Annotated in this window: 16 protein-coding genes and 3 pseudogenes; 16 read left to right on the plus strand and 3 right to left on the minus strand. The window is 44.8% G+C overall.

Annotation, left to right across the window (positions count from 1 at the left end; translation table 11 throughout):
• Window positions 1-224 precede the first annotated feature (224 nt).
• Entirely contained in the window at window positions 225-740 is a 516-nt protein-coding gene (gene fxsA, locus KW548_03285) for a membrane protein FxsA (protein QXX07111.1), read from the plus strand.
• A gap of 347 nt (window positions 741-1,087) precedes the next feature.
• The gene (locus KW548_03290) at window positions 1,088-3,685 is read left to right on the plus strand and encodes an ExeM/NucH family extracellular endonuclease (protein QXX07112.1); all 2,598 of its coding nucleotides are present in this window, start codon (window positions 1,088-1,090) and stop codon (window positions 3,683-3,685) included.
• A gap of 52 nt (window positions 3,686-3,737) precedes the next feature.
• Here KW548_03290 and KW548_03295 read toward each other — a convergent pair whose 3' ends face one another.
• The gene (locus tag KW548_03295; protein ID QXX07113.1) at window positions 3,738-4,115 is read right to left on the minus strand and encodes a hypothetical protein; all 378 of its coding nucleotides are present in this window, start codon (window positions 4,113-4,115) and stop codon (window positions 3,738-3,740) included.
• A gap of 392 nt (window positions 4,116-4,507) precedes the next feature.
• Here KW548_03295 and KW548_03300 point away from each other — a divergent pair.
• The 9 genes and pseudogenes from KW548_03300 to KW548_03340 all read left to right on the plus strand — a co-directional run bounded on the left by KW548_03300 (window position 4,508) and on the right by KW548_03340 (window position 16,516).
• Window positions 4,508-4,741 (plus strand): annotated as a pseudogene (locus KW548_03300) (immunity 49 family protein).
• Between the two features lie 165 nt (window positions 4,742-4,906).
• Window positions 4,907-5,884 (plus strand): immunity 49 family protein, encoded by a 978-nt coding sequence (locus tag KW548_03305; GenBank protein ID QXX07114.1) that lies wholly within the window; start codon window positions 4,907-4,909, stop codon window positions 5,882-5,884.
• Window positions 5,885-6,612: 728 nt separating this feature from the next.
• Entirely contained in the window at window positions 6,613-7,590 is a 978-nt protein-coding gene (locus KW548_03310; protein ID QXX07115.1) for an immunity 49 family protein, read from the plus strand.
• Between the two features lie 707 nt (window positions 7,591-8,297).
• Window positions 8,298-8,495, plus strand: a complete 198-nt coding sequence (locus tag KW548_03315; GenBank protein ID QXX07116.1) for a hypothetical protein — start codon at window positions 8,298-8,300, stop codon at window positions 8,493-8,495.
• The gene (locus KW548_03320) at window positions 8,488-9,417 is read left to right on the plus strand and encodes an immunity 49 family protein (GenBank protein ID QXX07117.1); all 930 of its coding nucleotides are present in this window, start codon (window positions 8,488-8,490) and stop codon (window positions 9,415-9,417) included. The genes KW548_03315 and KW548_03320 overlap by 8 nt, the downstream gene beginning before the upstream one ends.
• A gap of 80 nt (window positions 9,418-9,497) precedes the next feature.
• Window positions 9,498-9,668: pseudogene (locus KW548_03325) on the plus strand (immunity 49 family protein).
• 1,532 nt (window positions 9,669-11,200) lie between these two features.
• On the plus strand, window positions 11,201-13,291 hold the full coding sequence (gene vgrG / locus KW548_03330) for a type VI secretion system tip protein VgrG (GenBank protein ID QXX07118.1): 2,091 nt from the start codon (window positions 11,201-11,203) through the stop codon (window positions 13,289-13,291).
• A gap of 148 nt (window positions 13,292-13,439) precedes the next feature.
• A complete protein-coding gene (locus tag KW548_03335; GenBank protein ID QXX07119.1) occupies window positions 13,440-14,033 on the plus strand; it encodes a DUF4123 domain-containing protein in 594 nt (197 codons plus the stop codon).
• Complete coding sequence (locus KW548_03340) at window positions 14,033-16,516, plus strand: LysM peptidoglycan-binding domain-containing protein (protein ID QXX07120.1); 2,484 nt, start codon at window positions 14,033-14,035, stop codon at window positions 16,514-16,516. The genes KW548_03335 and KW548_03340 overlap by 1 nt, the downstream gene beginning before the upstream one ends.
• 42 nt (window positions 16,517-16,558) lie before the next feature.
• Here the strand turns inward: KW548_03340 and KW548_03345 are convergent.
• Both KW548_03345 and KW548_03350 read right to left on the minus strand, forming a co-directional pair.
• Window positions 16,559-17,613 (minus strand): annotated as a pseudogene (locus tag KW548_03345) (formylglycine-generating enzyme family protein).
• A 155-nt stretch (window positions 17,614-17,768) separates the two neighbouring features.
• Window positions 17,769-18,824 (minus strand): formylglycine-generating enzyme family protein, encoded by a 1,056-nt coding sequence (locus KW548_03350; GenBank protein QXX07121.1) that lies wholly within the window; start codon window positions 18,822-18,824, stop codon window positions 17,769-17,771.
• A 506-nt stretch (window positions 18,825-19,330) separates the two neighbouring features.
• Between KW548_03350 and KW548_03355 the strand changes: the two genes are divergently transcribed.
• From KW548_03355 to astA, 5 genes are all read left to right on the plus strand, one after another.
• Entirely contained in the window at window positions 19,331-19,564 is a 234-nt protein-coding gene (locus KW548_03355; GenBank protein ID QXX07964.1) for a hypothetical protein, read from the plus strand.
• A gap of 120 nt (window positions 19,565-19,684) precedes the next feature.
• Window positions 19,685-19,948, plus strand: coding sequence for a hypothetical protein (locus KW548_03360; GenBank protein ID QXX07122.1), 264 nt, complete (start codon window positions 19,685-19,687; stop codon window positions 19,946-19,948).
• A 155-nt stretch (window positions 19,949-20,103) separates the two neighbouring features.
• A complete protein-coding gene (locus KW548_03365) occupies window positions 20,104-20,682 on the plus strand; it encodes an aminodeoxychorismate/anthranilate synthase component II (GenBank protein QXX07123.1) in 579 nt (192 codons plus the stop codon).
• Between the two features lie 391 nt (window positions 20,683-21,073).
• Window positions 21,074-22,288: an aspartate aminotransferase family protein gene (locus tag KW548_03370; protein QXX07124.1), complete on the plus strand. Its 1,215-nt coding sequence runs from the start codon at window positions 21,074-21,076 to the stop codon at window positions 22,286-22,288.
• 197 nt (window positions 22,289-22,485) lie between these two features.
• Window positions 22,486-23,505 (plus strand): arginine N-succinyltransferase, encoded by a 1,020-nt coding sequence (astA, locus tag KW548_03375; protein ID QXX07125.1) that lies wholly within the window; start codon window positions 22,486-22,488, stop codon window positions 23,503-23,505.
• Window positions 23,506-23,509 lie beyond the last annotated feature (4 nt).

The following is a 23,509-nucleotide window of genomic DNA, read 5'->3' on the forward strand; positions in this document are numbered from 1 at the left end:
CCGTCCTGACTTATGGTGCTAATGATACTGTACCCAGCGGATAAAAATAGTAGCTTGATCACCTTTTTTGCTTTTGTTTGGTTAAACTTTTGCAAGATATGAACAGGGTATTAATAACCATAAAATAGTAGTGACTTATTAGGGTTTCTATCACTCTTTTTTACAGCTTTGATTTGAGCTTGAATCCGCTTTGCGCTTACACTGGGCCTAACAAAGGAGGGCGTGTGTTTCCTATCTTATTATTGATGTTTATTTTTGTTCCTATTATTGAAATAGGCTTGTTTATTTCGGTTGGCGGTTACTTGGGATTGTGGCCGACGATCGCGCTCGTGTTGATCACCGCGTTTGTCGGTGCCTCCTTAGTGCGCAGCCAGGGTTTGCAGACCTTGATGTCAGTGCAAAACCGATTGCAACAAGGCGAGTTGCCTGCTCAACAAATTGTTGAAGGAGTGATGCTAGCGGTCTCTGGGGTACTACTGCTGACACCGGGCTTTATGACCGATGCGCTCGGCATGTTGGTACTATTACCGGCCCCACGCGCTGCGATGGCCAAATACCTTATGAGTAAGATGACGGTGCAGTCTGTAGGCGGTGGTTTCCAAGGCGGTTTTGGCTCTGGAAACTTCCAACAAGGCCCTTTTGATCAAGATCCGTTTAATCACCAACCTAATAAAGACGGTAATACGTTTGAAGGGGAGTATGAGCGTAAGGATGGCGACGACAACAATCGTCTCAATTAATGGAAAAAGCCTCGTCAAGACTTGATAAATAAAGGCGCATCCCAGCGCCTTTACTTGTATTTCGATCTAGAGCTTTAGTTCTATTTATAAGCAAAAGCTAAACTAAATCAGCGATCTAATCTTATTTGTGCAACAAACGTTTCACCTTATGTTTAAAATTTGAAGTACCTTCAAATATTCAGCATATCTATGAGACTGAAATCTCACTGTCACTGAATGTTGTTTTTAGTTTCATGAAAAAGATAAACACTTGTCGTACTTTATAAGTCTTTTCTCAATAGAAAAGGTGATTTGAAACACGCTTTCTAATCCCTATACAACAAAGAAAGCGATACAAGGTGGACAGAATGAAACAAAAACTAACCCCAACCTTACTTGCCGCAGTGGTTGCAAGTGCGCTCTCCGCTCCAGCGATGGCGGATATCGTCATTTCTCAGTACGTAGAAGGTAGCAGCAATAATAAAGCGATTGAGATTGCCAACACTGGTGACTCTGCCGTAACACTTGATGGCTATGAGCTAGCAAAATCGACTAATGGCGGCGGTGAGTGGGGCAGCAAACTGGCTCTAGATGGCCGTGTATTGCAAGCGCAAAGCGTTCTGGTTGTTGCACACACCAGTTCGAGTGATGAAATCAAAGCAGTCAGTGACATCCTCAATGGCTCAGTGATCGGATTTAACGGCAATGATCCGGTTGCGCTGCTTAAAAACGGCAACGTGCATGACGTATTGGGTAACATGGGCGGCTCAGACTTCGCAAAAGATGTCACTCTAGTACGCAATGTTGATGCGATGACGCCTTCTTCTACTTACGACGCTTCTCAATGGTCATCGCTAGCAAAAGACAGCATCGAGGGTTTAGGTGTACTGGATGGCGGTGAGACACCAGAGCCGTTCGCTTGTACTCAAGACGGTGGTGAACCTGTCTTTACATCGATTCAAAAAATTCAGGGTGAAGGCGATACTTCTCCATTTATCAATGGCTACCCATTTATCACCGATGAAGATTTCTTCGTTAAAGGTGTTGTCAGTGCAGTGACGACAAGCCTAACAAAAGGCTTCTATCTACAAGCGCTGGAAGATGATTACAATCCGAAAACATCGGAAGGCCTGTTCGTCCATACTAATCAGTCAAGCTCTGATCTTAAACCGGGCGATGTGGTTTGTGTGAAGGGTAAAGTTCAAGAGAGCTACAACCTGACGCAACTAAAAGCGGAAAACAACAACTGGGTTAAACAAGGCGAGCAAGCTGCGCCGGCAGCAACGGCGATTGAAGTGATGGCGGAGGATGCCAACTTTGATCAAACGCTAGAGCGTTACGAAGGCATGTTGGTGAAGACCACGGAAGCGCTGGATATGCGCGTTACTCGCACCTTTGGTTACGATTACGCATCGCGTCGTAACAACATGGTTGTTGCTCATGGCCGTGTTAACATGCACCCTAACCAGAACTTTGCAGCAGGCTCTGAACAAGCGAAACAGCAGAGCACTGACAACGCACAACGTCGTCTGTTTATTGAGTCTGATGTTAAGGCAGCTAACGGTACGGTTCCTTACTACCCAGATTTTGGTCGCACCGACGTTGATCAGAATGGTTCAACAGAAGACTACATCCGCATCGACGACACCATCGTTGGTTTGGAAGGTGTTCTAAGCTACAGCTACGGTGATTACCGCCTGATTGCTACCAACACCTTAACTAACGAAAACTTCGTACGTAACGATCCTCGTACTGAAGGCATCAATATGGAACAAGGTGATCTTCGTATCGCGACGTTCAACGTACTTAACTACTTCAACTCCCCATTTGGTGGTGACGCTAACCAGCATGGCGACAACCGTGGTGCTAACAGCTATGAAGAGTTCGAAGTTCAGCAGGCGAAAATTGTTAACGCTATCCTGCGTCTTGACGCCGATATCATTGGCTTGATGGAAATCGAAAACAATGGTTTTGGTGACAGTGGTGCAATTCGCCAACTTGTTGAACAGCTCAACCAGCGTATCGACAAGAAGAAAGACCGTTATGACTTTGTGGCCGTTGACAGCAATGGCGATAAAGTGACGGATGAGAACGACTCAATTGGTACTGACGTTATCACCACAGGCGTTATCTACCGCGCTAAAGTGGCGAAGCTTAAACAAGTACGCGTTATCGAAATGCCAAGCCAGCAAGCACCAGCAGTGCTAGATGATGATGGTAAAGTGATCGAAGATGGTAAGAACTACCAGCGTAATTCACTGGCACCAACGTTCAAGATCAAAGGCACCAATGAGAAGATCACGGTTGCGATCAACCACTTCAAATCGAAAGGTTCTAAATGCTGGGAAGACGCAGCACCCGTTGAACAGGGTGGTCAGGGCGGTGTCGATGCAGACCAACAAGGCTCTTGTGAAAACTTCCGTGTTGCAGCAGCGGTTGCACTGGGCGATGCGCTGAAAGACATCAAAGGTCATAAAGTGATTCTTGGTGACTTGAACTCTTACGGCATGGAAGATCCAATGCTGGTTCTGACCGATTACAGTGAAGAGAAGTACGGTAAGCAGATCAAAGCGGCGCGTAACACCTTCATTGGTGAGACAGAGCAATTTGGTGATAATGGTGCGGTAATTACAGAAGGGTACAACTACATCAATGCTGTTGCGATGAAACATCCAGATAGCTGGAGCTACTCGTACAATGATGAAGTCGGCGCGCTCGACCACCTGCTCATCAGCCCAAGTCTGAAGAAGCATTTTGTGGATGCGACAGATTGGCATATCAATGGCGGTGAATCGACATTGTTTGATTACAATGATGAATTCAAAGGTGACTTGCCGAAGTACAACGACCACTACCGCTCTTCTGACCATGATCCAGCCGTTCTAGAACTGAACATGGCAGGTTCATTCGGTTTTGGTGCATTAATGTCATTGTTTGGCTTAGCACTATGGCGTCGTCGTAAGTAATCCCATGTTTAGATAAACCAAATAAAAACCGCCACATTCAGTGGCGGTTTTTTTATTCGTATAAGTCGGTTGGAATTTCGGTTTCACAGCGAGCTAAATCGTAATCACGAGTGGTGCCGCCATTGCCGCGGAAATGCATTCTTACAATCATGCCACGCTCGACATACCAACGTAAATCTTCACAAGCGTATCGGTAGCTCAACTCAATATTGTGCGCAGTTACCCAGCGAGAGTTGCCAGGCAGGCTCGCAGAATAGTAAATCACACCGTGATCGGTCACTTTTAAATTTTTGATATCACTTAGGTGCTCTTTAGCGGTATCAATGGTTTCTTGGCTAGCTGTCGGTTGTAAGTCTTCAATTTTAGTCGTTTGACAAGCGCTCAAAGCCAACGCTGAAAGGCACGCCACTGCGATGTGTTTTAGTGTCATTATGGTTCTCGATTGATATGAAATTAAGGACGAATCTTAACAAAGGGAGGATTTTATTGATAACCCTTATAAATGTGTAGTGATAAATTTATAAAAATAAGAGAAGTGTGAATTTTGGCTCTAAGAGTAATCATCATAGATGCCCAACAAGGTAGTGATGTCTACCATAAAGCTATTTGGGCGAATATGCAGAAACGCTATGACCGGTGCATTGGAAAGTAAAAAATATAGAGATGATCCAGATTATAGGCAGCAGATAATAGAATCTAGGTAAGACGCTGACTCTAAGAAAGATCTACATAAATGCAGGGAAAAATTCTAATATCGAATACCGTGGTGCCGAACTAATCTTCGACATAGATGGTAGGATAAAACGCAGCAACAATGTGAAGTTTGAGGTGATGAAAACCGTTCACCAGCACGATCAAGAGGCCTATCGTAAAGCTATGTATCGTGCTTTGGAAATGCACAAAGAATGGTGGACACATGACGAAGATTTTAGTCAAAGAGTTCAGGGTTACATTTCTTTGCCATTACTGACCGCTGCCAAGTATGCATACGAAAAACATGGGTTCACGCTAGATTTTGAGTGCGGATATCTCCCTAGCTATATATACCTGAGTTAGCTGCTTCAATGTTTGAGCGCTAAGTAAGCCAGCTAAAAGTCTAAGGATTGAGTATTAGCAATGACAAACCTTCATTTATTGATCGCTTGTATAAGCTCATACACGATGGCTTTAATAAAGAAAATGGAACCCGGATACAGATTAAAGAGAAGGCATTTAAACCAGATGAATAAATGTATATTAGATCATCATGTGATTGAGAACTGTCAACGAAATTGGGGAGATGATTACTCCTCGCTTAAGTTGACGCAGTGGTTAGAACCGTTGATAAGTATGACTCCGTGTAGGGATGATCTTGAAGGGCTAGATCCTCATGAATATCAATTTAGTTGTATTACTCAGCAAGATTGGCACCTTGAAGTATTGGGAAAACGCCTTCTTAAAGGGGAGCCAAAATCGTATTTAGAGTGGCACCTGAAGCTTATCTACCATCTAGGGCAAGCATATTTTCGAATGACATTTAATGCAGGTACGCAGGTTCCAATCAATGTCAACCAGCACTGTTATTCTGCGGTTGGTAAGGTCTACGATAGCGGCTTAGGTTTGGATGATTGGGTTATCTCATTTTCAGCGGCATTAATTCTTCAAGATTACAATGGTGCCTTTGAGCTATGCGAAATGAATGATTCTTTCATTGATGCGGATATTTTTACCGCAAGCTCTGCAGACAAGCAATTTGATAAAGCCATGTTACGGTTATTGAAAGGAGTTTTGCATCCAGAATCTGATATAGAAGCGCTACTGAAGGATGCGGCACAAAAAGTCTTTGACCCTCAGGCGATTGGTTCCACCAGAAAAGGAGTCGATCACAGAGTGGAAGAGGTGCAATATCGCTACTTGCCGTTAATCTCTTTGATTCACGCGATGTACAGTTCTGACAGGGAAACCTTGTACCCAGAGAAACTAAAAGAAGCTCTAGAGGATCATAAAACATACTGGATGAGGGATGAACCACAGCATGATAATGCTTATGTCTCTAAACAATGGATAGCCTTGCTAATCACTGCTCTTGCTTCTTTGGCTTATCACCGTTGGGGGCTTGAGCCAAGCGTCGATACACTATATATGCCCGAGTGGATGGTAAAAGGGGAAATAAGCCCTGAGTTTAAGAGCAAAGCGGAAATTTTTGGTAGTAATGACTAATTTCGATTTTCAGAAATGAAATTGAATATACAAAACGTTCCCAATTGAATAATATATCGATGAATCAGGCCAATTTTGTCAGCGGGGAGACTATCTCTGGCCATGGAAATGCAACAAAAATAGAGTCGGTGGCTAACGCTACTGGGAATATCGTTGGAGATCTTATATCAAACCAATAACTCCTGATAGACATAAAAGAAAAAACTTTTCACAAAGCTAATGCTTGCAGAAGTTCTGTTTTTTTGTTTATTAATTTTGTATCTTCCTCTTTATATAGCTTGGGAGTGTTAGTTTACGCTGTATATAAGTCAAGAATGAATAGTGATTGGCAGTACTTAGTTTATTGGTATGAATTTCAGCCTAAAGTTTTCATTGGATTGTTTTTTGCGTTTAGCTTATTTAAGCTTTTATCAGGAATGTACTCTCATTTTAAGTTTTGTAGAAGTCTATGATCTTATCATTGAAATTGAATAAAGTAACACTGAGTTAGGTCAGGTCTTGATTTTTGCTTTTATTAGATTGAGTGGGATGTAGGGACTTTGTGTCAAATTTTGAGGACACATACCTTAACGCTATGAACAACGGTTAAATCAGACTAATGTCCAAAATTTGACCCATTGTGCTTTCTAGTGTGTGTCCTTTTAAAAGCTTGTATAAGCTCATACACGATGGCTTTAATAAAGAAAATGGAACCCGGATACAGATTAAAGAGAAGGCATTTAAACCAGATGAATAAATGTATATTAGATCATCATGTGATTGAGAACTGTCAACGAAATTGGGGAGATGATTACTCCTCGCTTAAGTTGACGCAGTGGTTAGAACCGTTGATAAGTATGACTCCGTGTAGGGATGATCTTGAAGGGCTAGATCCTCATGAATATCAATTTAGTTGTATTACTCAGCAAGATTGGCACCTTGAAGTATTGGGAAAACGCCTTCTTAAAGGGGAGCCAAAATCGTATTTAGAGTGGCACCTGAAGCTTATCTACCATCTAGGGCAAGCATATTTTCGAATGACATTTAATGCAGGTACGCAGGTTCCAATCAATGTCAACCAGCACTGTTATTCTGCGGTTGGTAAGGTCTACGATAGCGGCTTAGGTTTGGATGATTGGGTTATCTCATTTTCAGCGGCATTAATTCTTCAAGATTACAATGGTGCCTTTGAGCTATGCGAAATGAATGATTCTTTCATTGATGCGGATATTTTTACCGCAAGCTCTGCAGACAAGCAATTTGATAAAGCCATGTTACGGTTATTGAAAGGAGTTTTGCATCCAGAATCTGATATAGAAGCGCTACTGAAGGATGCGGCACAAAAAGTCTTTGACCCTCAGGCGATTGGTTCCACCAGAAAAGGAGTCGATCACAGAGTGGAAGAGGTGCAATATCGCTACTTGCCGTTAATCTCTTTGATTCACGCGATGTACAGTTCTGACAGGGAAACCTTGTACCCAGAGAAACTAAAAGAAGCTCTAGAGGATCATAAAACATACTGGATGAGGGATGAACCACAGCATGATAATGCTTATGTCTCTGAACAATGGATAGCCTTGCTAATCACTGCTCTTGCTTCTTTGGCTTATCACCGTTGGGGGCTTGAGCCAAGCGTCGATACTCTATATATGCCCGAGTGGATGGTAAAAGGGGAAATAAGCCCTGAGTTTAAGAGCAAAGCGGAAATTTTTGGTAGTAATGACTAATTTCGATTTTCAGAAATGAAATCGAATATACAATACGTACCAAATTGAATAATATGTCGATGGATAAGGCCAATTTTGTCAGCGGGGGGACTATCTCTGGCCATGGAAATGCAACAAAAATAGAGTCGGTGGCTAACGCTACTGGGAATATCGTTGGAGATCTTATATCAAACCAATAACTCCTGATAGACATAAAAGAAAAAAACTTTTCACAAAGCTAATGCTTGCAGAAGTTCTGTTTTTTTGTTTATTAATTTTGTATCTTCCTCTTTATATAGCTTGGGAGTGTTAGTTTACGCTGTATATAAATCAAGAATGAATAGTGATTGGCAGTACTTAGTTTACTGGCATGAATTACAGCCTAAAGTTGTCCTTGGATTGTTTTTTGCGTTTAGCTTATTTAAGCTTTTATCAGGAATGTACTCTCATTTTAAGTTTTGTAGAAGTCTATGATCTTATCATTGAAATTGAATAAAGTAACACTGAGTTAGGTCAGGTCTTGATTTTTGCTTTTATTAGATTGAGTGGGATGTAGGGACTTTGTGTCAAATTTTGAGGATACATACCTTAATGCTTATGAACAACGGTTAAATCAGACTAATGTCCAAAATTTGACCCATTGTGCTTTCTGGTGTGTGTCCTTTTAAAAGCTAGGGCACCCTAAGTACAACGAATCTATTTTAGTTAAAATGCAAAAAGACTATGACTTGGCGGCAAAGCAAGTAGCCGTCAATCCAACTGACTTGCAGCGCGATCTTGATACGATTGATGATTTGCAGAAGCATTGTCAAGGTGGAACAATCGAATATTATAGGATTGAAACTAAGCTTGACCAAAAAGGTAGCATGCATTCAACGAACCCAATCACGATTAAGAAGGTGAACGAGGCATTTAACAATGTATAGTAAAGTACAACATCATATTGAGCCTAATGCCACCCATGTAGAACGAGTGAGCTCTATGCTTCCCCGTGAATTGATTAATTTTTATAATAATCAACAGTTTGCCATTAAAAGAAAGCCGGAAAATGCAGTCATGGGAGGCAATCAAGCTATAGGGTTACTTGGCAAATTACAACGTTTTGACTGGGACAAGCCGACGACTCAATGGCTTCTTCAAGAGGCTGCTGAACTGATGACAGTTGGTTTCAGCATTGCTATGAACCCCAATAGGCAGGTTATGTGCCAGTATGCCGGCTTTCTGTTTGAGGCTGAGGGGAAAACTAACCAAACTTCCAGAGACTTTTTCTCTTGGCTAAATGCATTTTGTCTCGCACTTATAACTCGTGATAAAGAGTTACTTGAAACAATCTGGTTATTTGAAGAGTCAAATATTGTTACAGAGCCCGGTGGGTGGTCGTTTGACCCTGAAGATCGTTTCATTAAATCACTACTGGCTATGCTGAAAGGGATGTTTAACCCTAATGCAGATATGGCTGCGCTTATTAAAACAGCTGCCGAAATGTCTGCACCTGAATACATCGACCCCTTGTGGCGTGATGAAGCGAATCACCTTTATGTGCCTTTAATACCACTTGTGGCATCAATGTATACTTCAGATCGAAACGAAGCTTACCCCCAGGCTTTAGAGCAAGCTATCCGGACTTACCGAGCTTACTTCGATTTACCTGCTCCAGATGATGATCCTAGTTTCGGTTGGAATTCATCGCAGTGGGTATCTTTTCCCATAACCGCTTTAGCGTCGCTCGCGTTTCAACGTTATGGTTTGGAGCCGCAAGTAGAGAGTTACTACTTACCTCTTTGTTGGGTTAAAGGAGATATTCCAAATCAAAGACTGAGAGCAGAAGACGTTTTGGACAATTTGTAGGTATTACTTTTTAATTATCTAGGCGAGCGTGATCGAAATATTCAAGTTGATAACGAATATTTCGATCACATACTCCCCCTGAACAATGGATAGCCTTGCTAATCACTGCTCTTGCTTCTTTGGCTCATCACCGTTGGGGGCTTGAGCCAAGCGTCGATACACTATATATGCCCGAGTGGATGGTAAAAGGGGACATAAGTCCTGAGTTTAAGAGCAAAGAAGAAGTATTTGCTTTGGCGAAGACAGAATAATCCTTTTAACAAATTTTTAGGACACATACCTTAATGCCATGAACACTGGTTAAATTGGACTGGCATTCAAAATTTGACCTATTGTGCTTTCTGGTGTGTGTGCTTTTAAAAGCTAGAAGGTGAAGTTCGATTTAGTAGTCTTAAGGCTTCTGGATATGAAATGCTAGACAATGATGTACCCAAAAAGAAGATACATTATTTGAAATTGGTGCAGGAATCGTCGTGGAGGTATATAAAAATGATTAAAACTTCAGAATATCAACGAAGTGATAAATATATCGTAACCGTTTTTTTGTTAACATTATGGCTGACGTTAGGCGGTGTTACTTTTTTTTATGGTTTCTACAATGAATGGACATTTGAAAAAATGAGGATTGTAATGCTCATTTTTTCTATAGGTACTATTGGCACTTTATCTTTGATAGTCGATTTTACGAAAATTTTTGGTTTTAAGGTGGTTTTTTTGTTTTTTATACTTACAGGTTTCTTAGGTAAGTTTAGCGGCGTTTTTATATTGATATGTCAATATTTACTTTTGGCATATATGTGGAAGAAATGTAGAGTTTGATTTTTATAGTTGGAGCAATATAACTCTGTACCATCAACTTTTTCGATTTGATAAATACGTTGAGATTTACTTTATTTTTGAGAAATCAGTAATAGGGTCAGGTCTTGCCTTTTGCTTTTTTTGAGTTGTGGGTGGTTTAGTTTAAGTATTTGGTGTGGTGTTTTCAGGGAGAGAAAAGGAGCCGACCATTAAGGGTTGAATCTGCTCGCGCGCTATATCATGTGACATCGCGTGGAAACGCTTGGCAAGCGATTTATTTGGATGAACAAGACTTCCAAATATTTTTCGAGGTACTAGTGTGAGAAAAAATCCCAAACCACTTCGGAATTCATTATTCACGGGTCAGCCGTATTGTGTCAAAACGCAAGGCCTGAACCCGAAAGTTATTTGACTACAAAGCAGACTTTATTGCTATCTAATTGATGGCACTCAGTGAGTCACCCAATCCGGAGCCAAGGCTCCGGATTTTTTTTGCGCCGCGATGTGTGGCTATGGGTAGTCATCACGGGTTGCGCCAAACTCGCAAAACCATGACCCTTATCAACATTCTGTGGTCTTGCACTTGTTCTAAATAATCTAATTATTTAGCATAAAAAAGCGTTCTGTCCTTACCCTTACTCACTTGAGTGAACTCGATATCGGGTTTGCGTAACAACAGTAGAAAGGTGCTTAAGAGCAATCATACCCTTATTAAATGTGCGTCTAATCCCATAATGTGAAATCGTTCTAAAAAACACATTTATCTGCGGATAACAAAACCGTGCTTTTCACTACAGCTGCGGTGTCCTTATATGCCCCTTTAGGTAAAAACACTAATGATTTGGTGATTTTGCCGGTTTTTCTTCGCTTCAACACCCTACTTTTGCCTAGTGATACCTCACTCATAACTTGTTACCGTTTTACCGTTTGGTATGCACATAAGTTCATTTTTCGCAATCGATGATGGTCACAAGAGTGAAACGGTATGGCTAATGATTTAGAGTTTACCTTTGAAGTGTCTGGTGTTTTACCCAGGTTCAAAGTTGAAAGTTTTTGTGTCAAGGAAGCCCTGTCCACCGCGTTTGAAATCAGCCTCACGGTGTTATCAGAGACCAATGACATGACCTTTGAAACGCTGAGCAGGAAAAACGGCGTGCTGAGTTTGTTTGGTCAAGGTCTAGCGACAGCTCGGCAGTTTAACGGCTGCATTTCAGCGCTGAGCTATTTGGGCACGGGTCGGCGTTACTCGCGCTATCAGATTACCCTGGTGCCGCAGTTGTGGTTTTTGACCTATCGCCAAGACTGCCGAATTTTTCAAAACCAAACGGCGCCAGATATCATTCGCCATGTCTTTGATGACGCGGGAATGAGCGATTATCGCTTTGAACTGACGGGGCAGTACCAAGCAAAAGACTACGTTTTACAATACCGTGAAAGTGATCATAAGTTTGTGACGCGCCTGCTGGCAGAACATGGCTTGTGGTTTTACTTTGAGCACAGCGATAGCGCGCATACCATGGTGATTGTAGACAGCAATGATGCCATTCCAGAACTGGTGAGCACGCATCAGAACGGCTCTTACCTTGGGCCTTTGCTGTTTCACGCTCAAGGCGGTGGTGTTGCCGACCGAGAACACATTTTCGATTTGGCGCAAGTTCACCGTGCTTTGACAGGGCATGTGAGCTACAACGACTACAACTACCTGACCCCAAAGGTTCCTCAAGGCCAAGAGTCGGGGGACGATGCCAACAGCGACTTGCAACGCTACGACTACCCAGGACGCTACACGGCGCCCGAGACTGGCGCTCTGCGCAGCAACGAGTGGAGGTCACAATACACGGTAGAGAGCCACCAAATTTACGCCTCCAGCAATATTATGCGCTTAGCATCAGGGGCTGGCTTTGAGATAGTTGAGCACCCTCGTGCGGCGATAAATCGTGATTATCTGATGCTCTCTGTGACGCACTTTGGCGAAAACCCTCGCGTCCACGAAGAAGAAGGGTCGGACGCCCCCACCCAATACCGCAATCAATTTGTCTGCTTACCGCGTGATGTCACTTATCGGGTGAAGAAAATCGCCCCGCCGGTGGTTGAAGGGCCACAAACCGCGGTGGTGGTTGGTCCCGCGGGCGAAGAAATTTATACCGACGAGCTGGGGCGAATCAAAGTCCAATTTCACTGGGACCGCTACGGAAAAAATGATGAACGCAGTTCATGCTGGCTGCGCGTCAGTCAGTCGATGGCGGCCCCAAGCTGGGGGGCGGTATACCTGCCGCGAATTGGTCACGAAGTGGTGGTGACCTTCTTAGAAGGTGACCCCGATAGGCCGCTGGTGACAGGCGCCGTCTACAACGGCTTGCACTTACCGCCTTATTCCTTGCCAGAACACAAAACGCGCACCGTTTTCCGCACTCAAAGCCACAAAGCAGAAGGCCATAACGAGCTCTATTTCGAAGACGAAAATAATCAAGAAAGGGTGTATCTGCGTGCTCAGAAGGACATGAGAACCAAGGTACTCAACAATCGCTATCGAGATATTGGGAACGATGAAGAGTTAGTGGTTGGCAACCTGCAAGAAAACGTGGTTCACGGTGATCGCAAAGAGGAGATTGATGGTCACAAAACCTCGGTCACCAAGCAGACCTTCATGGAGCGAGTCGAACAAGATGTCACGGTGACCTACAACGCCAACGAAGCGGTCTCACTCACGCACAATCGTGATGGCTATGTTGACGACAATCGCCGCACTCAGATAGGCAAAAATGACACCCTAGAGGTGGGGGAGGATCAATCCAGTGTCATCTTGGATGCACGTGCTCAGGACATTGGTGGCGATGACGCATTAACGGTTGGCAAACACCTCAGTGTTGAAGTCAACGGCAATACCTCGGTGCGCTCTGAGGGCCGCACCGCCATCGTTGCGGCGGATGAAATCAAAGTGCAAGTGGGGGCCTCAAGCTTAGTGCTCAAAAGCAGCGGAGCCATCCACCTTAACGGAACGTCGATCACCATTGATGGGGCGAGCGATGTTAAGGCCATGGGGGCAAGGTCAATATTAACGACAGTGCTGCCTTAGGCAGTCAAGTCGGTGTGACAACGCGCAGACCGAAAAAGCCGTCTCTTGCCAAGAAGCCGCGGCCCGAAATGTCTCCCGCCTCTTATGCAGGAATGGTGGAAGAAGGCAACTTAATGATGGAACTATGTCAATGTGGGAGTGGTAAAACATGTCAATTGCACCGCTAGCGCCAGAATGGAATATCAATAGTGTCTCTCCAGTGTCGACCGTATCAGATCACCGGATTTATGCCCTTATTGAGCCTTTGCTGTGGCCCGATTTTCAATCCGTGCTGGCGGATAACGAGTCGGAGGCCTTATTTGATAGAACCCGTTTTGCATCGGTGACGAATGGCCCTCAACTGGTTCTCTTGGGTCAAGAGCTCAAAAAGGTTGAAGCGCTACAGCGTCATCTTGAATCAGCGCCTGCTGGTTGTTTAATGATGACTCCTGATCATGTTGGCCTTCATGCTCTCGCCGAATCATTAAGAAGCCGCATAACCGTCACCTACCATCAAGCGGCGACGGTGTTGCGTTTTTACGAACCTCGGAAGTTGGTGATGTTCTTGGGCGCTCTCTCGACTGAGCAACGTCAACAGTTTTTCCCACGACTGAACCGAATCGATTGGTATGACAAGCAATGGCTTTCGGCGCAATGGCCGGCGGGAGATGCTCAACGCCCACTCACTCACTGGGTGTTAGAAGAAAACCAAGTTCAAACCATGACTATGATTGCCAACCAATGGCAGGGAGGGGCCGCCTGATGAGCCTAAGCTATACCGTCCAAGCCGGTGATACACTGTTAAAAATCGCAGTAGAAAAGAATGTCGATTTTGCCACCTTGCTGGATCTAAATCCTCGTTATCAGTCCAATCCAGACCTGATTCACATCGGCGATACACTGGTGTTACCCAAAGACAAAGAGGTTGAGCCGATTGAGCCTAGCTATCCCGTAGAGCCTGTCTCAGAAATTCGAGAACCGCAGGAGAACCAGCCGCTGATTTCACCTCCTTTGTGTCAACCGATTGATGTACATGACGTCATTTTCGTCACCGGAGATGGCCCATTAGAATACTGGTTACTTGATGAAAAAGCGGCGTTAGAACTGGAGAAAGAAAGCCAGCAGACCGACCTGCTGCTCAACAACTATAAAACCCTTCTGGCTAAAGTACCTCAGGGCGATACAGCGACGCCTGAAGCCTTGGAGTTACACGCTCGTGAGAAGGAAGCATGGCTTAAAGATGCTCAGTATGCCGGGATGTTTGCCACAGCGGGCACGACTCAAAGCCGTGCGACCAAGCGTGTTGCACAAGTCGCCGCCGCTAAACCGTTGGCCAATTCAAATCAAGCCAGAGTGAACAGTGAACTCAAGTTACTGAGGGATCGGCAGCGGTTTGTAGAAAATTATCGCAATCGTTGGTTTGCTGAAAGCTCAATGGAGGTGCTGCGACAGCAAGTCTTAGCGGAAATTGAAAGTGATATTCAGTCTTACACGGCATTGGAAATCAAATCCGCACAGGCTAAGCCTCCCGTGCCGACTAATAAACTGGGCGTGCCGTTAAAAAACTTGAACAGCGATGGAAAACGATTGACCACACGTCGGATCAGTCGGCATGTGGTGGAATCCTATTCGGTTAAGCACAGTAAATTTGTTTACATGCGCTCAAAATTTTTCGAGCGGGAGGAAAGGCGCTGGCAGCGTAATTACCATCACACCTCCGCGATGAAAGCTCTAGAACAAACAGGTTTTAAAGGTTTCGGTAAAGCCATCGCTAAAGACATTATTGAGGATAACAAGTCACTCAAGATTCAGAATAAACTGGCTGGATGGACAGCAGAGGGAGGAAAATTCGTTGAATGGAAAGCGACTCAGCCATACCTCAATGATGAGGGGGAAACGGTGTTTGCCGTTAGCGCAGAGGCGCAGCTGTTTCGCTGGGGAGCCCAAGCAAGTGTGGCGACCACGTTCGAGCCGAGCAAAGGTAAAATTGATTTGGGCGTTGGGGCAGACGCCAGCGTGTCATTAGCCGAAGCCAAAGCGGAAGCCCATCTGTTCTTACCTTGTGAAGCGGGTTATCCGATTAAGCTGACTTACCGCGACGCTAAGGGCAAAGATGCTACTTACTCGTTCGGTAGCTTTCGATTCAAAGGAACCGTTTCTGTGGGGTGTTTTGCTGGGGTGGCCGTCGGTGCCAGCGCTCAAGTGGGGCAGGCAGAAGAGGAAAATGGCAGCAGTGTCGGGGTAATGTTTACACCACATGTCGATCTTTCCAAAGGACCGAAGGGGGAAATTGGCCTACGTGCACAAGGCTTTGCTGGCCTTCAAGCGAGCGGGCAATTGGCAGGTTCGATGGAATGGAAAGCGCCTGAAGAAGACAAACCGACCACTTTTAAAGTGCTGTTAAAGCTGAGCACCTCGGGCAATATCGCGGCCGGGGCCGGATTCGGTGCAGATTTTCAGCTCTCACTCGTGGACGGGAAATTTTATTTAAAATGTTCAGGTCAGTTGGTTTGGGGGGCTGGCGGCGGGGGCGGTTTCGGTGCCCTTATCGACATGGTGCAGTTGTGGGAGTTGGCCAAAGTTATTTTCCGAGGGCTTCAATATGTTGACTATCGAGTACTCGCTAACCTAAATAATGAAGCTTATGACTACCTTTTGGACTGCACTTTAATCGCCTTTTCTCGGGACTTGATTAATGATCCAACTCAAACATTTGAAAAGGTGCTGGCTGCAGGGGAAAGCAAAGTTAATGACTGGAAAGACGACATCAATGCAACGCGCGACCGAAAGCACAAAGCTACTGTGCTAGCAAAACGTATTTTGGATGAGTCCACCTTATCGGGTGTACCATTTAGTCAAGTATTACCTGAAGCTATCGGTGTGATGCTAGACACTTTAGTAGAAGAGTTTTTGTTGAGCTTTAATGAGCTGCAGGAGCGCGCGATCTGTAAACTGCTTAAAGAGAGCACCTATAGCTGGCATAAGTTTGAAGAGATTTTGCAGCGAATGAACAGTGCGGGGAAAAAACAGACGGGTGATAAAGTGATGTTTGATAACCTTGACCGCATTAATGCTATTTTGGACGAAGCCCAGCAACGAATGTTTAACCGCTGGGTCACTCAATTGGCGCACAAAAACAGGCTGACTGATAACGCAGACCCTTATCTTCCAGTTTCTGGTGAGCAATTGTCCCGAAAACGTGCCCAGATAATGGCTCGTAGTGATGAGTATTTACCCTACCGATAATCACAAATAGGCCAGTTAGGGCCTATTTTGACTGCATCGTTTCTATTGAGCTGGAGACGGTTGTTGTAAAGCGCAGCGAAAGCTGACTGATGGGAAATAGCCCTCTTTTTCAGGGGCATCATGAAGTCGAGAAAAGGTCATGGTAATGCCAGCAGCGTCTCTTAACACTTTCTCTGTGCCAGTCTCTGGACCCTGTGGATTATGCTCGGGTGAGTTAATGTAATAATCGGGCGAATACCAATCATTGACCCACTCACTGACTTGATTAGACATGCCATAGACACCGAGAGGGTTAGGTGGGAAGGTATCTACATCTTCTATGCCTGTCGAGGCATTCGCCTGAGATTGGTTATACTCGACGTAGGAGTTTGTCGTAGGGTCGATATAGACATCTTCAGAAACTTGTCGATAGCCATTATTGGTGGCGAAATAAGTTTTTTGTCCGCGGCTTCTGGCGGCATATTCCCACTGGGCTTCTGTTGGTAAATCGAACGGTAATCCACTCATAGAGCCAAGCCACTGACAATAGTCTTTCGCCTCTTGCCATTTTTTAGCTGGTGCAGCTCGGTTTTTCCTATCAGATATTAATAATTCATAGCGTTCTGAATCTCGTTCAACATGTGAGCGATCACGAGTATAATCTTCTGCAACGGGTAAACCGCTAATCAAACGCATCCATTCCATATCAATAAAACGAGTTTCAAACTTTGAGATTGAGTAGGAATCCAATGTCACCTTATGCAGATGATGAGCGCCTGTTTCTGTACTGGAGGGGGAGCTTAAACACTCAACACCCGGTGCCCAATCCATTCGCTTGACAGTGCCACTGGGTACTAGGCAGGGGGCACCAAAGTCGCCCATGTCAAAACTGCCCCCTCAACAAATATCAGTGCTTCGATAGCGCGCACCACTACGTCCGCCGCTCTTTGTCGTTGCACGTTGGTTGCATCGGGGTAGTGTTGCTCAATGTTGTTAACAATTGTATCCAACTGCTGCTGGGAAACGGTGTCACTGGTGACATGGATAACGGAACTATTGGTATTGCACGCTGCCAGTAGTGGCAGCATACACCCCAAAGCTAACCCTCTGTTTTTCATTTGTTGTTCCTTTAGTTCAATGCGCCTATTTTACGCACAAACATGCTGAGAAAACAGTTGCAACAACACCATAACCCGAGTGATAACGCAGGAATTTTGTCACCAAGCTTTACGCTTACCTTTATGGCTAAAACCTTGGCCCGATTGGGCCATGCTCAGTGTATCGGCGTTGTGCTCTGTAAAGCGCAGCGAAAGCTGACCGAGACATAGTATTCTTTTTGAGCAGGTACATGATGGATGCGAGCAAAAGTCATGGTAACGCCAGCAGCGTCTCTTAACACTTTCTCTGTGCCAGTCTCTGGACCCTGTGGATTATGCTCGGGTGAGTTAATGTAATAATCGGGCGAGTACCAATCATTGACCCACTCACTGACTTGATTAGACATGCCATAGACACCGAGAGGGTTAGGTGGGAAGGTATCTACATCTTCTATGCCTGTAGAGGCATTCGCCTGAGACTGGTTATACTCGACGTAGGAGTTTGTCGTAGGGTCGATATAGACATCTTCAGAAACTTGTCGATAGCCATTATTGGTGGCGAAATAAGTTTTTTGTCCGCGGCTTCTGGCGGCATATTCCCACTGGGCTTCTGTTGGTAAATCGAACGGCAACCCACTCATAGAGCCAAGCCACTGACAATAGTCTTTCGCTTCCTGCCATTCTTTTGTGGAGGCAGCGTTATCTTTACGTTTCGTCGTGAGTATCTGGTAGCGCTCAGAGTTTCTCTCGATATGACGCCCATCACTAGACCAATCACGAGCGACTGGCAAATTATTAATCAAGCGCATCCATTCCATATCAATAAAACGAGTTTCAAATTTTGAGATTGAGTAGGAATCCAATGTCACCTTATGCAGCTGATGAGCGCCTGTTTCTGTACTGGAGGGGGAACTTAAGCACTCAACACCCGGTGCCCAATCCATTCGCTTGACAGTGCCACTGGGTACTAGGCAGGGGGCACCAAAGTCGCCCATGTCAAAACTGCCCCCCTCAACAAATATCAGCGTTTCGATAGCGCGCACCACTACGTCCGCCGCTCTTTGTCGTTGCACGTTGGTTGCATCGGGGTAGTGTTGCTCAATGTTGTTAACAATTGTATCCAACTGCTGCTGGGAAACGGTGTCACTGGTGACATGGATAACGGAACTATTGGTATTACACGCTGCCAGTAGTGGCAGCATACACCCCAAAGCTAACCCTCTGTTTTTCATTTGTTGTTCCTTTAGTTTAATGCCGCTATTTTACGCACAAACATGCTGAGAAAACAGTTGCAAAAACACCATAAGCCGAGTGATAACGCAGGAATTTTGTCACCAAGCTTTACGCTTACCTTTATGGCTAAAACCTTGGCCCGATTGGGCCACGCTCTTGGATGTTTTAAATTGTATTTCATCGCATTATGGTGCTTGTTAGCGAGGTGCTTATTGGTTTAGCTTAAGCACTCAGCATTAGGGAACCAATCGAGGCGCTTCTCTAGCGGTGTAGGGAAATCACAGTCGATTATCTAATGCCTATATTGCATAGTTTCAACTTTCTGAGGTCGATTTAGATTATGACTTCTCAACTAACACGTTAATCGTTGCGGAGTAACATGCAAAAAATAATCACATGGTTATCAATAATTACAATAGCGACCCTACTCGCACTGATTATTCTTTTCTTTACTTTGTTTCGATTTGAACAAACAGCGTCTACTCAACACCAAATGCTTGGTGAAATGTTATGGTTATCGGCTCCTGATGGAGGGGTCGGTTTCAGAATACTCGCATCAAGTCATCCGAACTATACGATTAAGATAGTGTGTAATACTCCTGATAATATTTGTGAACAAGGTACTTACAGGTATACAGGCACGGAACTACAAGAAGTTGAAATTAGTGATATTGCCTCATATCTAGGAGAGAGTATTGGACTAGTAAATGGAGAGTTTATGGTAAAAATAAGCGATTAGACGCTTTTTATGCAGGAAAGTTTGGCCAAAGCCTTGGCGCTTTTGACGAAAGTTCGGGATATGCAGGTAGTTCATCAGGGTACTCTGGTGGCACTCGTGGTGGCCTTTTAGGTAGTAGCAATGAGCCGTAAGCTAGTTATATTGGTCGGGGCAGTGAGTGTTGTATTTGTTTATATCGCCTTCTTTATTGCGACGATGTTTGCTTCAATGACTTTTAAAAACTGGGTTAGCCTTGGGTCATCTGTCGATGACTCTGATATTGCGACTGTTCAAAATATAATGAACACCCTAGTTAATATTTCTATTATGGTATTTTCACTGCATGTGATTTTGATAACTTTTATGTATTGGTATAACCGAAGCAAAAAGAGTTCATCCGAGTAGTCTGTAAGTAGAGACTAACAAAGCACTGTAAACCCATACCGCCAACGCAGTCTGGCGTTATTTTTATCGTTTGCGGAGTTATTGCTTGCCTTTCCGCCTTGGTATTGCACAATACCGCCCCTGACAAGCAATTTTATCAACACCAATCCAGACCCATGCTGTTAATCATCGATAACTACGATTCCTTTACTTACAACCTGTATCAATACTTTTGCGAGTTAGGTGCCGAGGTGAAAGTGGTGCGTAACGATGAAACAGATATAGCGGCGATTGAAGCGATGAAACCCAGCCATCTAGTGATCTCTCCGGGCCCGTGTACGCCTAATCAAGCTGGGGTCACCCTTGAGGTGATCGAACACTTTGCCGGTAAATTGCCGATACTTGGAGTGTGCTTAGGCCATCAGGCCATTGCTCAGGTGTTCGGTGGTGAAGTGGTGCGTGCTCGTCAGGTCATGCATGGAAAGACTTCCCCAATCCGACACAACGGCCGCAGTGTTTTTGCTGGTTTGAATAACCCTCTTACCGTGACACGTTATCATTCATTGGTGGTGCAAAACGGCACGCTACCCGAGTGTTTTGAGCTCACCGCTTGGACGGAACTCGAAGATGGCTCAATGGATGAAATCATGGGCTATCAGCATAAAACGTTACCTATTGATGCGGTGCAATTTCATCCAGAATCGATCAAAACTGAGCAAGGGCATGAGCTTCTCGCTAACTTTTTACGCCGTTAATGCCGTCTGTTGGCCTCAGTAAATTCTGACTGGGATCACTTTTTTTAACATTTCTTTCATATTGTTGCGCGCGGATATTATGTGAAAAACTATTCGTAGGCGTTGCCCTGCCTGACTCTCCGCCCTTGTTATTACTATGCTTAACTACAGCTTATCTTTGTTATAAGAATATATTGCTTCATAAAAGCGGTGGCTTAATGCATAAATACTCAAAGCGAATGCAGAACAGACTTTCAGCAGTGAAGTAAAAAGAATAATTCACTATTGAAATGGTTAATTAAATGTAAATACAATGCCGCAATTGCTTAAATGCAAAACAATATGTGCTTTCGTCAAATGAAAGCAAGGATGCAAAAATTACCTGGCATGCGGTATCGAGAGGGAATGTGCAATGACAGTCGAAAATAAAGTAGAACGCGGTTTGTTTAATGAGGTGATGGTGCCTTGTTATAACCCAATGGAAATGGTTCCGGTCAAGGGTGAAGGCGCCCGTGTTTGGGATCAGGAAGGCAAGGAATATATCGACTTTGCTGGTGGTATCGCCGTGAGCTGTCTGGGTCATTGTCACCCTGCTATGGTTAAGGCGCTGACTGAGCAAGGTCAGAAACTGTGGCACCTGAGCAATGTCATGACCAATGAACCTGCACTTCGCCTTGCGAAGAAGCTAACAGAGGTGAGCTTTGCAGAGAAAGTGTTCTTCGCTAACTCAGGCGCAGAAGCCAACGAAGCTGCGCTGAAACTGGCGCGTCGTTACGCTGCGGATAAGTTTGGCCCTGAAAAATCTGAAATCATCGCTTTCAAACAAGGCTTCCACGGTCGTACTTTCTTTACCGTCACGGTAGGCGGCCAGGCGGCTTACTCTGATGGTTTTGGCCCTAAACCTGGTGATGTGACTCACTTGCCATACAACGATATTGAAACGCTACGCGAGCACATCTCTGATCGTACTTGTGCCATCATGATGGAGCCACTTCAAGGTGAAGGCGGTATTATTTCTCCAACAGACGAGTTTGTTCAAACGGTTCGCGAGCTGTGTGACAAACACAATGCGCTGCTTATCTTTGATGAAGTTCAGACGGGTAACGGCCGTACTGGCCACTTCTACGCTTACCAAGGTCTGGGTGTGACACCAGATATTTTAAGCACAGCAAAATCGCTTGGTGGTGGTTTCCCTATCGGTGCGATGCTAACGACCTCTGAACTGTCTGAGCACATGAAAGTGGGGACACATGGTTCAACATACGGTGGTAACCCATTGGCGTGTGCGGTTGCAGAAGCGGTGGTCGACATCGTAAGCGCACCAGAAACTCTAGCGGGTGTTGCAGAACGTGAAGCGCTATTCCGTGATGGTTTAACTGCACTTAATGATAAGTACCACATGTTCTCAGAAGTCCGTGGTAAAGGTCTTCTGCTTGGTGCGGCTCTGAATGAAGAGTGGCAAGGCCGTGCGCGCGATGTACTGGTTGCCGCAGGTAAAGAAGGCTTGATGGTGTTAGTGGCAGGCGCGAATGTGGTTCGCTTTACACCTTCATTGGTTATCACCAAAGAAGAAATCGCAGAAGGATTAGCAAGACTAGATAAAGCTCTAGCAACGCTAGCTAAATAAGAAACACCTAGTCTAGTACTCATATTGATATAAACGGTGTCGTCCTCAAGAGGAAGGCACGACCGAGTTGGGGATCTCCTGCATCGCGTTGAGAGATTCCCAATCACGTTCGTTCCTCACTGAAGGGAATGACGAAGTCAAAGTATAAACGGATAACTCATGAGTACTAGCGTTCACTGCATCAGGAGGGAGTATCGATGCTGGTTGTTCGCCCTATAGCAATGTCGGACTACGACGCGCTGCACACGTGTGCGGTGGAATCGGGTCATGGATTTACATCTCTTCCGGTTAACGAAGAACTGTTAACCAATCGTATTACTCATTCAGAGTACAGCTTTGCCAAAGATAATGTGACTGAACCCGGTGACGAAGGTTACTTGATGGTTGGTTTCGACAGTGAGACTGGCGAAGTGGCAGGTTGTACTGGTATTGAAGCGTCTATTGGCTGGGATGTGCCATTTTATTCTTACCACATTAGCACCATAGTGCATTCATCACCGAAACTCGGGGTGAACAATGTGGTGAAGTTGCTGACGTTTGGCAATAACTACACAGGTTGTAGTGAAATTTGTACCTTGTTCCTACGCCCGGATTTCCGCGTTGGGCTCAACGGTCGTCTGATGTCGAAATGTCGTTTCTTGATGATGGCGGAGCATCCGCATCGTTTCTCGAAAACGGTATTTGCTGAAATGCGTGGTGTGTCAGATGAAGAAGGTAACTCACCATTCTGGCAATGGCTGCAAGAGCATTTCTTCTCGATTGACTTCACTATGGCAGATTACCTGACCGGTATCGGTAAGAAAGGTTTTATTGCCGACCTTATGCCTAAGTTGCCGATTTATATCAACCTGCTAAGCAAAGAAGCTCAAGCTGTGATTGGTCAGGTGCATGAAAATACTAAACCTGCACTGCGTCTGCTTGAGAAAGAAGGTTTTACGTGCCGTAACTACGTCGACATCTTTGATGGCGGCCCGTCCGTGGAATGTGATGTGCGCAATATTGAGTCGGTCCGTCACTCTTTCCGCGCCAAAATCACCATTGCTGAGCACACCAGCTCGCAAGATTACCTTATCTCAAACACATCGTTTGAAAACTTCCGTGCTGTAGCAACTAAAGCGGCGTACGACCAAGCTTCTGAATCTGTGATTCTGTCGCCGAGTGTGGCTAAAGCACTGGAAGTGAATGAAGGCGAATACGTTCGCATGCTGGCTCAGTAATCGA

The sequence above is a fragment of the Vibrio neptunius genome, assembly GCA_019339365.1.
GTDB classification, from domain to species: domain Bacteria; phylum Pseudomonadota; class Gammaproteobacteria; order Enterobacterales; family Vibrionaceae; genus Vibrio; species Vibrio neptunius.

Excerpts from the sequence above, each read along its gene's own strand:
- KW548_03355 (QXX07964.1), top strand. The coding sequence starts at position 19,331 with ATGTTATGGTTATCGGCTCCTGATGGAGGGGTCGGTTTCAGAATACTC.
- KW548_03310 (QXX07115.1), top strand. The coding sequence starts at position 6,613 with ATGAATAAATGTATATTAGATCATCATGTGATTGAGAACTGTCAACGA.
- KW548_03340 (QXX07120.1), top strand. The coding sequence starts at position 14,033 with ATGAGCCTAAGCTATACCGTCCAAGCCGGTGATACACTGTTAAAAATC.
- KW548_03295 (QXX07113.1), bottom strand. The coding sequence starts at position 4,115 with ATGACACTAAAACACATCGCAGTGGCGTGCCTTTCAGCGTTGGCTTTG.
- KW548_03290 (QXX07112.1), top strand. The coding sequence starts at position 1,088 with ATGAAACAAAAACTAACCCCAACCTTACTTGCCGCAGTGGTTGCAAGT.
- astA (QXX07125.1), top strand. The coding sequence starts at position 22,486 with ATGCTGGTTGTTCGCCCTATAGCAATGTCGGACTACGACGCGCTGCAC.
- KW548_03320 (QXX07117.1), top strand. The coding sequence starts at position 8,488 with ATGTATAGTAAAGTACAACATCATATTGAGCCTAATGCCACCCATGTA.
- vgrG (QXX07118.1), top strand. The coding sequence starts at position 11,201 with ATGGCTAATGATTTAGAGTTTACCTTTGAAGTGTCTGGTGTTTTACCC.
- KW548_03335 (QXX07119.1), top strand. The coding sequence starts at position 13,440 with ATGTCAATTGCACCGCTAGCGCCAGAATGGAATATCAATAGTGTCTCT.
- KW548_03350 (QXX07121.1), bottom strand. The coding sequence starts at position 18,824 with ATGAAAAACAGAGGGTTAGCTTTGGGGTGTATGCTGCCACTACTGGCA.
- KW548_03305 (QXX07114.1), top strand. The coding sequence starts at position 4,907 with ATGAATAAATGTATATTAGATCATCATGTGATTGAGAACTGTCAACGA.
- KW548_03360 (QXX07122.1), top strand. The coding sequence starts at position 19,685 with ATGAGCCGTAAGCTAGTTATATTGGTCGGGGCAGTGAGTGTTGTATTT.
- KW548_03365 (QXX07123.1), top strand. The coding sequence starts at position 20,104 with ATGCTGTTAATCATCGATAACTACGATTCCTTTACTTACAACCTGTAT.
- KW548_03370 (QXX07124.1), top strand. The coding sequence starts at position 21,074 with ATGACAGTCGAAAATAAAGTAGAACGCGGTTTGTTTAATGAGGTGATG.